The organism is Rhodoferax saidenbachensis, assembly GCF_001955715.1.
Taxonomy (GTDB): domain Bacteria; phylum Pseudomonadota; class Gammaproteobacteria; order Burkholderiales; family Burkholderiaceae_C; genus Allorhodoferax; species Allorhodoferax saidenbachensis.
Genome location: NZ_CP019239.1, coordinates 726,855 through 739,821 on the forward strand (window position 1 = coordinate 726,855; position 12,967 = coordinate 739,821).

The 12,967-nt window shown below is 61.5% G+C and carries 16 protein-coding genes; 7 read left to right on the forward strand and 9 right to left on the reverse strand.

The window, feature by feature from the left end; genetic code table 11:
* Positions 1-55 precede the first annotated feature (55 nt).
* Entirely contained in the window at positions 56-943 is an 888-nt protein-coding gene (locus tag RS694_RS03465) for a 23S rRNA (adenine(2030)-N(6))-methyltransferase RlmJ (protein WP_029706237.1), read from the reverse strand.
* A 217-nt stretch (positions 944-1,160) separates the two neighbouring features.
* On the opposite strand from RS694_RS03465, the gene rplM reads away from it, so the two are divergent.
* The 5 genes from rplM to erpA all read left to right on the forward strand — a co-directional run bounded on the left by rplM (position 1,161) and on the right by erpA (position 3,748).
* Positions 1,161-1,631 carry a 50S ribosomal protein L13 gene (rplM, locus tag RS694_RS03470; protein WP_029706238.1) on the forward strand — a complete coding sequence of 157 codons (471 nt, stop codon included), beginning with the start codon at positions 1,161-1,163 and terminating at the stop codon, positions 1,629-1,631.
* A complete protein-coding gene (gene rpsI / locus RS694_RS03475; RefSeq protein WP_029706239.1) occupies positions 1,628-2,020 on the forward strand; it encodes a 30S ribosomal protein S9 in 393 nt (130 codons plus the stop codon). The genes rplM and rpsI overlap by 4 nt, the downstream gene beginning before the upstream one ends.
* Positions 2,021-2,173: 153 nt before the next feature.
* Positions 2,174-2,902, forward strand: coding sequence for a DUF6776 family protein (locus tag RS694_RS03480; protein WP_029706240.1), 729 nt, complete (start codon positions 2,174-2,176; stop codon positions 2,900-2,902).
* A 19-nt stretch (positions 2,903-2,921) separates the two neighbouring features.
* The gene (locus tag RS694_RS03485) at positions 2,922-3,320 is read left to right on the forward strand and encodes a bactofilin family protein (RefSeq protein WP_029706242.1); all 399 of its coding nucleotides are present in this window, start codon (positions 2,922-2,924) and stop codon (positions 3,318-3,320) included.
* A 62-nt stretch (positions 3,321-3,382) separates the two neighbouring features.
* Positions 3,383-3,748 (forward strand): iron-sulfur cluster insertion protein ErpA, encoded by a 366-nt coding sequence (erpA, locus tag RS694_RS03490; RefSeq protein WP_029706243.1) that lies wholly within the window; start codon positions 3,383-3,385, stop codon positions 3,746-3,748.
* On the opposite strand, the gene RS694_RS03495 is transcribed toward erpA, so the two are convergent.
* Complete coding sequence (locus RS694_RS03495; RefSeq protein ID WP_076069329.1) at positions 3,749-4,861, reverse strand: anhydro-N-acetylmuramic acid kinase; 1,113 nt, start codon at positions 4,859-4,861, stop codon at positions 3,749-3,751.
* A gap of 20 nt (positions 4,862-4,881) precedes the next feature.
* Entirely contained in the window at positions 4,882-6,279 is a 1,398-nt protein-coding gene (locus tag RS694_RS03500; protein WP_051391716.1) for a M23 family metallopeptidase, read from the reverse strand.
* Positions 6,280-6,403: 124 nt separating this feature from the next.
* Here RS694_RS03500 and tyrS point away from each other — a divergent pair, with 124 nt between their 5' ends.
* Positions 6,404-7,645, forward strand: a complete 1,242-nt coding sequence (tyrS, locus tag RS694_RS03505) for a tyrosine--tRNA ligase (RefSeq protein ID WP_029706246.1) — start codon at positions 6,404-6,406, stop codon at positions 7,643-7,645.
* A 19-nt stretch (positions 7,646-7,664) separates the two neighbouring features.
* Here tyrS and RS694_RS03510 read toward each other — a convergent pair whose 3' ends face one another.
* The 4 genes from RS694_RS03510 to RS694_RS03525 form a co-directional block, all read right to left on the reverse strand.
* A complete protein-coding gene (locus RS694_RS03510; protein WP_029706247.1) occupies positions 7,665-8,372 on the reverse strand; it encodes an ankyrin repeat domain-containing protein in 708 nt (235 codons plus the stop codon).
* 19 nt (positions 8,373-8,391) lie between these two features.
* On the reverse strand, positions 8,392-8,883 hold the full coding sequence (locus RS694_RS03515) for a GlcG/HbpS family heme-binding protein (protein WP_029706249.1): 492 nt from the start codon (positions 8,881-8,883) through the stop codon (positions 8,392-8,394).
* 135 nt (positions 8,884-9,018) lie between these two features.
* The gene (locus RS694_RS03520; RefSeq protein WP_029706251.1) at positions 9,019-9,645 is read right to left on the reverse strand and encodes a response regulator transcription factor; all 627 of its coding nucleotides are present in this window, start codon (positions 9,643-9,645) and stop codon (positions 9,019-9,021) included.
* Positions 9,642-11,126, reverse strand: coding sequence for a sensor histidine kinase (locus RS694_RS03525; protein WP_051391719.1), 1,485 nt, complete (start codon positions 11,124-11,126; stop codon positions 9,642-9,644). Before RS694_RS03525 ends, RS694_RS03520 begins: the two co-directional genes overlap by 4 nt.
* 74 nt (positions 11,127-11,200) lie before the next feature.
* Here RS694_RS03525 and dtd point away from each other — a divergent pair, with 74 nt between their 5' ends.
* Positions 11,201-11,665: a D-aminoacyl-tRNA deacylase gene (gene dtd / locus RS694_RS03530; protein WP_029706253.1), complete on the forward strand. Its 465-nt coding sequence runs from the start codon at positions 11,201-11,203 to the stop codon at positions 11,663-11,665.
* 67 nt (positions 11,666-11,732) lie between these two features.
* Here the strand turns inward: dtd and RS694_RS03535 are convergent, their stop codons facing one another.
* Complete coding sequence (locus RS694_RS03535) at positions 11,733-12,482, reverse strand: substrate-binding periplasmic protein (protein WP_029706254.1); 750 nt, start codon at positions 12,480-12,482, stop codon at positions 11,733-11,735.
* A 28-nt stretch (positions 12,483-12,510) separates the two neighbouring features.
* Entirely contained in the window at positions 12,511-12,966 is a 456-nt protein-coding gene (ybeY, locus tag RS694_RS03540) for an rRNA maturation RNase YbeY (protein ID WP_029706255.1), read from the reverse strand.
* Position 12,967 lies beyond the last annotated feature (1 nt).

Below are 12,967 nucleotides of genomic sequence, written 5' to 3' on the forward strand. Positions count from 1 at the left end.
CGCCCCAAGCAAAATTAGCCCCCCTGGTGGGTAGCGGCGGAGCGTGGGGGCAATGTCAGCCGCCTGATTCCAGCGACGAGCTGGCGTTCTGGTCCTGCTTCAGCAACTCCACCATCTGCGGCAACGCGTCTTTCAGCGCGGCCTTCAGCGTGTGCGGTGGGTTGATCAGGAACATGCCGCTGGCCGGCAAGCCGGGGCGGACCACTTCACCCTCTGCATCCTGAGTCAGTTTGCTGGACTTGACCGTCAGCGTGGCATGCAACCAGCTTTTGCCGGCCTTGTTGGCCAGGGTTTTCAGTTTTTTCGGCAGGTCGTGCGCTTCGGGGCGCGGAATGATGGGGTACCACACGGCGTAGGTGCCGGTGGCAAAACGCAGCAGCGCATCGGCCACCATGGCGGGCACGCGGGCGTAGTCGTGTTTGACCTCATAACTCGGGTCACACAGCACCAGGGCGCGGCGTGAGGGCGGCGGCAGGAATTTCTTGAGCCCTTCAAAACCGTCTTCGCGCAGGATAGTGACCTGGCGGCCCGCTTCCAGCTGCGCCACGTTGGCTGTCAGTGTCTTGGTGTCGGTCGGATGCATTTCCCACAGCTTGAGCTTGTCGCGGCCGCTCAGCAGACTCTGGATGATGAAAGGCGATCCGGGATAGACCTTCCACTGGTTTGCGGCATTGAAACTTGCCACCATTTCCACATAGTCCTGCAGGGCAGGCGTGAAGCCTTGCGGTGGCTTGCTGGCGACCAGTTTCAGGAAACCGTCGGCGGCCTCGGCGCTGGTCTGGGCATAGTCCCCATCCAGGCGGTACAGGCCGGCACCGGCATGGGTGTCGAACACATTGAGCGCGTCTTTTTGCGTCATGTGCCGCAGCACGGCCAGCAAAATGGTGTGTTTGAGGACGTCGGCATGGTTGCCGGCGTGAAAGGCGTGGCGATAACTGAACATGCCGGGATACTAACCTTTGCAAAGCCTCTTATGTAGGCCCCCTAGCCAAAACCCCCGAGGTTTCGTATAATGCTGGGCTTCGCAGCGCTTTAGTGGTTCCGCGACGAAGCTGCCAAAAGCGTTCTGCGCCCCGGCGAAACCTACCTAAGAGATTCCCATCAGAGGAACGCCGACCGTAGAAAAGAGCCCGCCAAACCCTCCTTTAAAGAGAAATCTCATGTCTACTTTCAGCGCAAAACCCGCTGAGGTCGTGCACGAGTGGTTTGTGATTGACGCGACCGACAAGGTCCTCGGACGAGTAGCCAGCGAAGTTGCTCTCCGTTTGCGCGGCAAACACAAGGCCATTTACACGCCTCACGTCGATACCGGTGACTTCATCGTCATCATCAATGCAGCCCAGCTGCGCGTCACGGGTGCCAAGCCCCTGGACAAGGTGTACTACCGCCACTCGGGTTACCCCGGCGGCATTACAGCCACCAACTTCCGCGACATGCAAGCCAAGCATCCTGGCCGCGCTTTGGAAAAAGCCGTCAAGGGCATGCTGCCCAAGGGTCCCCTGGGTTACGCCATGATCAAGAAGCTCAAGGTCTACGGTGGTGCTGAGCACCCCCACACAGCCCAGCAGCCCAAGGTTCTGGACATCCCCGGTATTTCTGCCAATGCAGTGAAACGTGAGGCCGCCAAATGATCGGTGAATGGAACAATGGCACCGGCCGTCGCAAATCCAGCGTCGCCCGTGTGTTTCTGAAAAAAGGCTCCGGCCAAATCGTAGTGAACGGCAAAGCGATCGAAAAGTTCTTCGGCCGCGCAACGTCCATCATGGTCTGCAAGCAGCCCCTGCTGCTGACGAACCACGCTGAAACATTTGACATCATGGTCAATGTGTCCGGCGGCGGTGAGTCCGGCCAGGCGGGTGCAACCCGCCACGGTATTACCCGTGCCCTGATCGACTACGACGCAACCCTCAAGCCGGCCCTGAGCCAGGCTGGTTTCGTGACACGTGACGCACGTGAAGTCGAACGTAAGAAGGTCGGCTTCCACGGCGCTCGCCGTCGCAAGCAGTTCTCCAAGCGTTAATCGCCTTCGCAACGTCCTGTTGCAAAGCAAAAGCCGCCGAACGCAAGTTCTGGCGGTTTTTTTGTTTGAGGTCGCTGCACTTAACTTAGTTTTACAAAGTTAAGTGCAGTTGCGGACGTACTTGTGTTTTTGGACTGCTAGACTTCGCCCTCGATGAGATTTCGCCTGCTTCGCCGCCGCCTTACTATCAGCGCCCCTCGCATGGCGGTGCGTAGCGCATTGCCCTGGCCTTTTCGCTGGGCCATGCTTGCCATCGTGTTGGGATTTTGTGCGGCCATTGGCCTGTGGGCCTTCGAGTTTGGCAAGGATATTGCTGGGCTTGAAAAAGGGTCCAAGGAAGAAGTGACGCGTTTGCGAAGCGAGCTGGCGGATGCGCACGCCGAATTGGCCAGCACCAAGGAAGAGCGTGACCAGGCCCAGTCCATTGCCAATACGGCAGGGACGCTGGTCACCACGGAGAAAGCTTCGCAGGAGCGTCTGATGGAGCAGGTCAAGAAGCTGGAAGCGGACAACCGCAGCCTGCGGGATGACCTGGGATTTTTTGAGAAGTTGATCCCGGCAGCTGGCGTGGATGGCGTGGCGATTCGGGGTTTGCAGGCGGAGATGCTGGGAGTCTCCAAGCTAAAATGGCAGGTTCTGGTGATCCAGGCCAGCAGGAATGCGCCAGAGTTCAATGGCCGCTTGGAGATGTCATTTACCGGCACCTTGAACGGCAAACCGTGGACGGCAGCTTTGCCAGAAGGGCCGCAGGCCATCAAGGTACGGCAGTATGGCCGCCTGGAAGGTGAGCTGGAGTTGCCGGATCAGGTGATTGTCAAAGGTGTTTTGGCCAGAGTGATGGATGGGGCTGTCGTCAAATCAACGCAGTCCGTCAAGTTGTAGCGTTTCAACGAGGTACATCATGTTCAACAAGAAAAAGCAGCCCCCGATCAAGAGTCTGATTGCTGAAGGCAGTCGCATCACCGGGGATATTTCCTTCGCAGATGGATTGCGTGTCGATGGCGATGTGACTGGAAACATCCGTGCCAGTGACGAAGTGGCAAGCATTCTGGTGATTTCGGAGTCGGCCAAAGTGATTGGTGAGGTGGTCGCGGACCACATCATCATCAACGGCAGTGTCAAAGGCCCCGTCCATGCCCGCCTGATGCTGGAGCTGCAGCCCAAAGCCCGGATTGAGGGCGATGTGCAGTATGCGGCCCTGGAAATGCACCAAGGTGCCTTGATCGCTGGTCAGTTGCGGCCGATTATCCTGGGCGAAGAGGAAAAGCCCACACTGAAGCTAGCGGCAAATAACCAGTAAAAGAATTCCCGAGCAGGTTGCTGTACTATTGTCCGCATTCCTGCCATTGAACGGAGCCCGATATGAGCGCAGTTGCTGAAAACATCCAGACCGAAATGCCCGCCCCCATCCTGTTTACGGACAGCGCGGCGGCCAAAGTGGCGGACCTGATCGCCGAAGAAGGCAACCCTGACCTCAAGCTGCGCGTGTTTGTGCAGGGCGGTGGTTGCTCCGGTTTCCAGTACGGTTTTACCTTTGACGAAATTACCAACGAAGACGACACCACCATGACCAAAAATGGTGTGTCGTTGTTGATCGACGCAATGAGCTACCAGTACCTGATGGGCGCAGAGATCGACTACAAGGAAGATCTGCAAGGCGCCCAGTTTGTGATCAAGAACCCCAATGCCACCAGCACCTGCGGCTGCGGCTCGTCGTTCTCGACCTGATTACGCGGGATAAATCGCACCCAGAATACGGGCGCCTTGGGCGCCCGTAACTTTTGGGACGCTGGCGGTTGACCGCAGCATTGCCTGGCGTGCCAGCCAGGCAAATGCCGTGGCCTCTACCTGCAGTGGTGGCAGGCCAAATACGTCAGAAGACGTCACTTTGCACATCGGCAAAGCGCTCGACAAACGGGCCATCAAATGCAGGTTGAGCGCACCACCGCCGCAAACGATCAAGGTGCGGGCATCCGGGGCTTCGCGCAACAAGCTGTCTGCACATGCCCTTGCCGTCAGCTCGGTCAGCGTGGCCTGTACATCCTGTGGGGGCAGCGCTTCCATTCCCTGCAATTGACGGGCCAGCCATGACGTATTAAACAGATCTCTGCCCGTACTCTTCGGGGGTGCTTTGGCAAAGAAGGGTTCCTGCAGCATGCGTTGAAGCAGCGCAGGGTTGACTGTGCCGCTCGCTGCCCATAGGCCCAAGTTGTCATACGGGGCGCCTGAGTGTGCCAGGCACCAGGCGTCCATCAAGGCATTGCCTGGGCCGCAGTCAAAGCCTCGTACGGCGTCCGCCTGGGTGCCCATCAAGGTGAGGTTGGAGATACCGCCAATATTGAGTACTGCAGGGCATTGGCCCCCTTGACCAAAGAAGGCCTGGTGAAACGGTGGAACCAACGGTGCGCCCTGGCCACCCGCGGCCACATCCCGGCTACGGAAATCGGCCACCACGTCGATACCGCATAACTCCGCCAGCAAGGCGGGTTGGTTGAGTTGCAGTGTGTAACCGGTGCCATCAAATTCCTGGGGACGGTGGCGCACTGTTTGCCCGTGCGCACCGATAGCGCGTATGGCGGAGGCGGGGCACTTGCTGGCTTTCAGAAGTTGGTGCACCACGTCGGCATAGATCCGGACCAGCCCATTACCGGCCAGTGCTGCGCGGTGCAGTTCGTTGTCCGATGCGGTGTTGAGCGCCAGCAACTCCTGCTGGAGCGCCGCCGGAAACGGGGCACTCGCGTGGCCCACGACTTGGGGGCTTTGGCCGGAAAAATCTGCCAGTACGCCGTCGACCCCGTCCAGCGAGGTGCCGGACATCAGGCCAATGTACAGATCGGACAAGACCGGAGAGTCTCCGTTGTTTACTGGGCGTTGCCGGGCAGCATGTACGCCGCGGCCGTGAGTTGCGCCTTGACCTGTGCGGCAGCCTTGTCAAACACGGGCTTGGCCGATGCGGCGACGGGAACCGTCTCGCTCTGGCGTGCGATCGTCAGTGGGTCACGGAACACGCCGTTGATGCGAAACTCGAAATGCAGATGGGGACCCGTGGCGTAACCGGTCGAACCGACCGCGCCCAGGTTTTGCCCCTGGCTGATGCGGTCGCCCCGCTTGACGTTGATACGGCTCAAGTGCGCGTACAAGGTGGTGTCGCTGCTGTTGTGTTTGACCATGACCACGTTTCCGTAGCCGTTCTGCACGCCTGCAAAATCGACGATGCCGTCGGCCACGCTACGCACGGGAGTGCCGGTGCTCGCGCCGTAGTCGACGCCGGTGTGGGCGCGCCAGGTTTTGAGAATCGGGTGAAAACGCATGGAAAAACCACTGGTGACCCGGGAAAACTCCAGCGGAGACGTCAGGTAGGTCCGGCGCAGACTCTGGCCTGCCAATGTGTAGTAGCCGCCCTTGGTGAGGGAGTGCGTCGCGGAAGTAGATGCGGTCACTTCTGTTGCGGTGGCCGGTTCCTGGAACCACATGGCCTGGTAGGTCTTGCCTGCGTTGACAAACTCGGCACTCAGCACACGGCCGGCGCGCAGGGGCTCGCCGTCGCCTTCCAGGGTTTCGTAGACCACCGAGAAGCGGTCACCCTTGCGCAGCGCGCGGTGGAAGTCGATGTCGCCCGAGAATATCTCGGCCAGTTGAATGGCAATGGCATCCGGCACACGTGCTTCGTCGGTGGATGCAAACAGCGAGGAGGCAATCACACCGCTGGCCATGCGTGAAGACGCCGCCATGGGCAGTGTTTCGAGGCGGGAGACAAAGCCGCTGGCGGTTTTTTGCACCGTCAGGCGTTTGAACATGCCGTCGTCTTCAGGACTCCAGCGTGCGCTCAGGTTGAGCAGCGCATTGCGTTCACTGGCTTCCACCGTGACGTTGCGTCCCACACGACCCAGCAGGGTTTGCTGCACCAGCGGATCGGCACGCAGGAACGCGGCGGCCTGCGCATCAAAGATGCCCAGACGTTTGAGCAGGTTGTCTGCGGTGTCCGTGGAGCGGGTGACTTCCGAGCGGTAGAGGCGTTGTGTGTTGGCTTCCAGCGCTTCCATCTGCGCCGATACGGGCAGGGAAGCAATGTTTTCCACGATGGTGTGCACCGGCAGGTCCGCAGCGTCAGGGGCCAGATTGGCGACGGCGAACGTGGCACCTGTACCGCCCAAAAGCAGTGCAGAAACAAGAGCGGTGATACGACGGGGATGGCGGCTGGCGAGCGCGGCGGCGGAGTTCAAAAACGACTCGGCGGCTTGGGGCAGTCCGTTAAACACTATGGGGGGCTCCGTTGGTAGGGGGCGGCGCGACTAAAATCCAGCCGCTGGCAATCAAACGTGATTGCAGGAGGGAGGACGCAGTATAGCGGCCTACCGCACAGACGCATCGATAAAAACCCTTATGAATCAAGCCTCAAGCCCTCAATTTGTTGTAACAGACCGTGTTCGTGAAGCCCTGGCCGTCTCGTTGCGCGGCTGTGACGAACTCATTCCTCAAGAAGAGTGGGTCAAAAAGCTGGCCAAATCGGAGGCAACCGGCACGCCGTTGCGCATCAAACTGGGCCTGGACCCGACTGCGCCCGACATCCACATCGGCCATACCGTCGTCTTGAACAAGATGCGTCAATTGCAAGATCTGGGCCATACGGTGATCTTCCTGATTGGTGACTTCACCAGCATGATTGGCGACCCGTCCGGCCGCAACAGCACCCGCCCGCCGCTGACGGCCGAGCAGATCAAGGTCAACGCCGAAACCTACCGCGCCCAGGCCGACAAGATCCTGGACCCGACCAAGACCGAGCTGCGTTACAACAGCGAATGGAGCGACCCGTTGGGTGCGCGCGGCATGATCCAGCTGGCCAGCCGCTACACCGTGGCGCGCATGATGGAGCGCAACGATTTCCACGACCGCTTCAAGGCCGGCACACCGATTGCCGTACATGAGTTTCTGTATCCGCTGATGCAGGGTTATGACAGCGTGGCTTTGAAGAGCGATCTGGAGCTGGGTGGTACCGACCAGAAGTTCAATCTGCTGATGGGCCGCACGCTGCAGGCCGAATACGGCCAGGAGCCGCAATGCATTTTGACCATGCCGCTGCTCGAAGGCCTGGACGGCGTCGAGAAGATGTCCAAGAGCAAGAACAATTACATCGGCATCTCTGAAGACGCCAACACCATGTTTGCCAAGGTGCTGTCCATCTCCGACGTGCTGATGTGGAAGTGGTTCACTTTGCTGAGCTTCAAGTCCGAAGCCGAAATTGCCGCGCTGAAGGCCGAAGTGGACGGTGGCCGCAATCCCAAGGACGCCAAGGTGGCGCTGGCCAAGGAAATCACCGCACGTTTCCACAGCGCCGCAGCCGCTGATGCGGCCGAGCAGGATTTCATCAACCGCAGCAAGGGCGGCATTCCTGATCAGATTGATGATTTGTCAGTGGAGTTGGGTGAGGGTGCGCTGTTAGGTATTGGAGTTCTTCTGAAAATGGCGCGTTTGGCGGCTTCTACAAGTGAAGCCAACCGCCTGATTGACGGCGGCGGTGTGCGTATCGACAGCAATGTGGTCAGCGACAAGGGCCTGAAGTTGGGCGCGGGCACCTATGTGCTGCAGGTGGGCAAGCGCAAGTTTGCCCGCGTGACCTTAGGCTAAACCAGGGTCCTTTGGCGCTTTAGCGGGCGCCGGCTTTCTCCAGCATCTGCACCATCTCGGCATAACCATGCGCTTTGGCCTGCGCCAGCGGCGTGTTGCCCTGGCGGTCTGTCAGGCGTGTGCTGGCACCAGCAGCCAACAGGGCACGCAGCGTCGCCTGGTGGCGCGGCCCGCCATTGCCCAGCACGATGGACTCAATCAAGGCCGTCCAGTGCAGGTTGTTCACATGGTCCAGCGGCGCACCGGCGGTTATCAATTGCCGCACCACACCGTCATGCCCCAGATGGGCAGCGGCAATCAGCGCGGTACCGTCGTAGCGGCTGGTGACCAGCTTGGCACTGGCGCCCAGGGACAGCAGCAGGCGCAAGCTCTCTTCGTCGTCCGCCACCGAGGCAATGGTCACGGCGTCATAACGGTCCTGGTCCAGCAATTCCAGTTGAGCGCCGGCTTTGGCCAATGCCTGGATGGCACCGCGTTGCCGGGCGAAGGTGGCCACATGCACCGGCGTGCGGCCATTGGCATCGCGCACATTGAGGTCGGCGCGCACGGCTACGAGTTGGGCGATGCGTGCCACATCGCCACTGTGGGCGGCGGCATGCAGCCCCTGGTAACGGGCAATCTCGGCAGCGTTGGGTGCCGTCTGGGCCCAGGCGGGGGCCGCCAGGCCGCACGCGGCCACCAGAGCGAATGCCCCTTGTACAAAAACGTGGTGAAGCGTGTGGCGCATGGCGTGTTCCTCTTATGGGTTATTTCAGCAGTTCCTTGACCTTGTCGAGTGCCACGTTGGCGCACTGCTCGTCCAGGTGACCACCGGGTGCACCGCCCACGCCCACGGCACCGATGACTTCATTGCCCACCTTCACAGGCACGCCACCGCCCAGCAGCAGGTAGCCGGGGATGTAAACCAGATTCGCGGCTGCGGGGTTCTTTTGTGCGCCTTCCATCATGGCCAGCGTGGTGTTCTTGGCGGATGCGGAGGTAAAAGCCTTTTGCTGGCTGGCAGCCAGGGTGTGGGGGCCGGCGTTGTCCGCACGCTGCACGGCGCGCACGGTGCCCGCACGGTCCACCACGGTGGCGGCGACGGCATAACCGTTGGCAGCGCAGGCGGCCACGGATGCGGCGGCGATCTGGTTGGCCAGGTCGAGCGACATGTTCTTTTCGGTGCGTACGGCCTGGGCGTTGGCGCCGAAGGCGGTCAGGGACAGGGCGATGGCAGAAACTTTGAGGATGTTGCGCATGGTGTTCTCCGGTGGTTGGTTTAGCCGGTTCAGCGTTTGCTTGAACCGTGGGAGAACTGTAAAAAATGCAGGCCACCGTGCCTATTCGTGCGGCTACGCGCGAGCCTCCGTAGAACTACGGAGTGGCGTCTGGCTTCAGGCGTCCGCTGCGTCCGCCAGGCTGGCGTAGTGGCGTATCAGTTGCGCGAGGGTTTCTGCCTGCAGCTTGGCAAACAGGTTGGCGCGGTGGGTCTCGACCGTGCGCGGCGAGAGGTCCAGCACGCGGCCGATTTCCTTGTTGGTCAGGCCTGAAACGATCAGGCCCAGCACCTCGCGTTCACGCTCCGACAGCTGGGCGTAACGTTCACGGGCTTGCCGGTCGGCCTGGTGGCGTTCGCGCGAGCGCACGTGTTGGCGCACCGCGTTTTGCAGGGCTTCGAGCAGGGCCTCATCGTCAATCGGTTTTTCGAGGAACTCTGCCGCACCGGACTTGAAGGCGCGGCGGCACAGCTCCACCGTGCCGTGGCCGGTGAGCATGAGAATGGGTTGGTCTACGCCCTGTGCTACCAGCGTCTCCAGTACCGTGAGGCCGCTGATGCCAGGCATACGCACGTCCAGCACGATGGCGCCTACGCTTTCCCGGTCGAAGGTCTGCATGAAGGCCTGCGGGTGGCCCCAAGTCTGCACACGCAGGCCCACGGTGCCGATCAACAGGGCCAGGCTGGCGCGCACTGCTTCGTCGTCGTCAATCAGGTGGATCAGCGGAGAGAGGGGGGCGTTCATGCGGATGGGGCCAAGGGCAGTGTCAGGATAAAAACTGCGCCGCGCGGTGTGTTGGCCTCGGCGCGCAGCCGTCCGCCCATGCCGGTGGCCAGGGTTTCGCACAGGCTCAGGCCCAGGCCCAAACCGCCTTCACGCGTGGTGAAGAAGGGCTCGAACACGCGCGGCAGCGCATCGGGTGGAATGCCGGGGCCGGTGTCTTGCACGCGCAGTTCTCCTACGCCGTTGGTGGCGGCCACGTGCAGGGTCAGCTGGCGCTCTGCTGCGGGTACGGCATCGAGTGCTTGCAGCGCATTCATGAGCAGGTTGTGCACGATTTGCTCCAGCGCCACGCCTTCGGCCAACACCTGTGTGTTGCTGGTGATGTGCACCTCGGGTTGCACGCCGCGGCGCCGACATTCGGGCTCCAACAGGTACAGCGCGTTGCGCAGGGCCTGTTCCAGATCGACCGTCTGACCCGGCGCGTCAAGGCTGGGGCGCTCGACGGCGCGGCGCAGGCGGCCTACGACTTCGGTGGCGCGGCGTGCTTGCGCTACAGCCTGGTCCATGGCGGTGCGCGCGGTGTCCAGCTCGGGCGGATCGTCCTGCAGCAGGCGTTTGGCGGCCTGCGTGTTGGCCAGCACCGCCGTCAGTGGCTGGTTGATTTCATGGGCCATGCCGGCGGCGAGTTCGCCCAGTGTGTTGAGTCGCGCGACCTGGCCCAGACGCAGCAACTCCTCGGCCCGGCGCCGCGCGGTGCGCTGGCGCCGCCAGGCAGACCCGGCCCACAGGACAGCCCCCACCAGCGCCGCCCACAAGGCCATGGCCCCCCAAGGCAGCTCGCCCCAGCCAACCTGGCGTACCGCCACCACATCAAAGGGCTGGCTGTCGCTCGCCAGGTGTTTGTGGAATTCATAACGCCAGCCGCCTGTGCCAATCTTTCCCGGCTGTACAACAAACTGCTGGCCTGCATGCTCCAGCGTCACGCGCACGGGGCTGGTGTCCACGGGCATGGACCATTCGTCCCAGGGCACGGTGCCGTGCACGTCAATGCGCAGCGCAAAACTGGTGGGTGCGGCGGCCAGTACCAGTTGGTATTGGCCGCGTGCAGAGCCCAGGTCCAGGTTGGCGATGGCTGCACGGCGATTTTTGCGTGAGTCGTCTTCGGCGTCGGCCAAGGCCTTCTCGGGCCAGGCCGTGCCAGGATCGCGGCGCGACACGCCCAGGATTTGCGGATACACGGAGGACAGGCGCTGCTCGGGTTGATTGGCTGCTGCATCCGCTGCGGGCTGCAGCAGCGCCAGCGTGGCCAACACCGCGTCATGCTGCACCACACGCTGGCTCAGCAGGCGGTGGCTGATGCGGGCGTCGGTCTCAAAGGCCTCGCGCAGTTGCGCCAGCTCGCTGCGCGCCAGCAGTACGCAGCCCGCGGCGGTGATCGCGCACCAGGCGAGCAGCCGCAGTCCGTGGGCTTTGAGCGCGTAGTGGGTCCATGCAGAGGGCATGGTGGAATTCTTGCACACGGCCGCCGGAGATAATCCGGCGCAATTCTTTCAATCTGTTCAGACAAGGCAAAACCGTGTTGGCATTGATTCAGCGAGTGCGCCGTGCGCGCGTGGACGTGGCGCAAGAGACCGTGGGCAGCATCGGCCCGGGGTTGCTGGTGCTGGTGTGTGCCGAGCAGGGTGACACCGAGGCGCAGGGCGACAAGTTGCTTGCCAAGATACTCAAGCTGCGCATCTTCAGCGACGCCGATGGCAAGATGAACCTGAGCGTGCAGGACATGGACGGCGCGGGCACCCAGGGCGGCTTGCTGATCGTGAGCCAGTTCACGCTGGCCGCCGACACCACGGGTGGCAACCGGCCCAGCTTCAAGGGCGCGGCGGCACCTGACGACGGGCGCCGCCTCTACGACTATTTTGTGACCCAGGCCCGCGCGGCGCACCCGGTGGTGCAAACCGGCATCTTTGCGGCGGACATGCTGGTCGAGCTGGTCAATGACGGACCGGTGACGATACCGATGCGGGTCGCACCGACTCTATAGATGCTATTTATTTGGTAGCTGGTTACGCACTATCCATAAGGGCTGGAGCCCTATTTGATCCATATTTCTACAGCTTGGCGTCTTTGATGATCTTGTCCAGATCACCTTTGGCCCGCAGGGCGGCGATGCCCTTGTTGAAGGTGGCGATGATGGCTGGCCCACGAGGATGGCTCTTGGGAACGATCAGGAAGTTCTCTCCCTTGCCTACGGACTTGCTGACGAAGGCGATCTCTTTGATTCCAGCCTGCGCCATGGCGGTTTCGGCGATATAGGGTGTGGCGATAAAGAAGTCCACGCGTTTGATCAGCAACATCTTGGCGCAGCTTGCCAGGTCGGGCGGGCTTTGCACTTCCAGTGTCTTGTTGTCTATCAACGCGCCCATGTCCTTGGGTAGCGCAAAGCCCAATGGCAGGCAGTACCGTTTGCCCTTGAGCGTGGTGATGTCCTCGGGTTTCAGCCCGGATTCCGCCAGGTAGTACATGCGACGGTCCACCGTGTAGTAGGACTCGGAGAAGTAGAAATCCCGCTCGCGTTCGGCGCTGCGTCCGTACGGAAAGGTGCCGTCGTGTTTGCCTTCCAGTGTCTCGGAATAACCGCGCTTCCAGGGCAGAAAGCTGATCTTCAGATCCGGGTCCGATGCGGCAAACGCGCGCCGCGCGATTTCGGTGAGCGGCCCACCACCCGGCAGACTCTCACTCGTGAAGGGCGCGTACTCCCCGGTCGCCAGTCTGAGCGGATCCGCTGCATGTACCGGGGCATGCAGACCAAGGCTCAGCACAAGGGTCAGCAGCAGGGCGGGAAATGCGGGGAATTTCATGCCGGGTTGTGACAGTACCTGCGTCTGTTCAGTAGGGGTTCTTGAATCCCAGGCGCGCCATGATTTCGGTTTCGCGCAGTTCCATCACTTCGGCGTCTTCGTCCAGCTCATGGTCCCAGCCCTGGGCGTGCAGTGTGCCGTGCACGATCATGTGGGCGTAGTGGGCTTCCAGTGTTTTCTTCTGCTCCTTGGCCTCCTGCTTGATCACGGGCGCACACAGCACCAGGTCGGCAGTGACAGGCTCTTGCGTGTAGTCAAAGGTCAGCACATTGGTGGCGTAGTCCTTATGGCGGTACTCGCGGTTCAGCGTCTGGCCTTCTTCGGCATCGACGATGCGCACGGTGATTTCGCCGTCCACTTCCAGCGTGTTGCGGATCCAGCGGATCACCTTGTGGCGCGGTAGCGCGGCGCGGTGTTTGGCTGTGGTGGCGGCGTCCTTGAGCTTGCCAAATTGCAGGGAGAGGGTGAGTTCGGGCAGCATCAGC

What these genes read in the sequence shown, in the direction of transcription:
- RS694_RS03525 (WP_051391719.1), bottom strand. Translation starts at nt 11,126, where the DNA reads ATGCCCTCTGCATGGACCCACTACGCGCTCAAAGCCCACGGACTGCGG.
- RS694_RS03485 (WP_029706242.1), top strand. Translation starts at nt 2,922, where the DNA reads ATGTTCAACAAGAAAAAGCAGCCCCCGATCAAGAGTCTGATTGCTGAA.
- tyrS (WP_029706246.1), top strand. Translation starts at nt 6,404, where the DNA reads ATGAATCAAGCCTCAAGCCCTCAATTTGTTGTAACAGACCGTGTTCGT.
- rplM (WP_029706238.1), top strand. Translation starts at nt 1,161, where the DNA reads ATGTCTACTTTCAGCGCAAAACCCGCTGAGGTCGTGCACGAGTGGTTT.
- RS694_RS03480 (WP_029706240.1), top strand. Translation starts at nt 2,174, where the DNA reads ATGAGATTTCGCCTGCTTCGCCGCCGCCTTACTATCAGCGCCCCTCGC.
- RS694_RS03515 (WP_029706249.1), bottom strand. Translation starts at nt 8,883, where the DNA reads ATGCGCAACATCCTCAAAGTTTCTGCCATCGCCCTGTCCCTGACCGCC.
- RS694_RS03520 (WP_029706251.1), bottom strand. Translation starts at nt 9,645, where the DNA reads ATGAACGCCCCCCTCTCTCCGCTGATCCACCTGATTGACGACGACGAA.
- erpA (WP_029706243.1), top strand. Translation starts at nt 3,383, where the DNA reads ATGAGCGCAGTTGCTGAAAACATCCAGACCGAAATGCCCGCCCCCATC.
- RS694_RS03510 (WP_029706247.1), bottom strand. Translation starts at nt 8,372, where the DNA reads ATGCGCCACACGCTTCACCACGTTTTTGTACAAGGGGCATTCGCTCTG.
- rpsI (WP_029706239.1), top strand. Translation starts at nt 1,628, where the DNA reads ATGATCGGTGAATGGAACAATGGCACCGGCCGTCGCAAATCCAGCGTC.
- RS694_RS03535 (WP_029706254.1), bottom strand. Translation starts at nt 12,482, where the DNA reads ATGAAATTCCCCGCATTTCCCGCCCTGCTGCTGACCCTTGTGCTGAGC.
- RS694_RS03465 (WP_029706237.1), bottom strand. Translation starts at nt 943, where the DNA reads ATGTTCAGTTATCGCCACGCCTTTCACGCCGGCAACCATGCCGACGTC.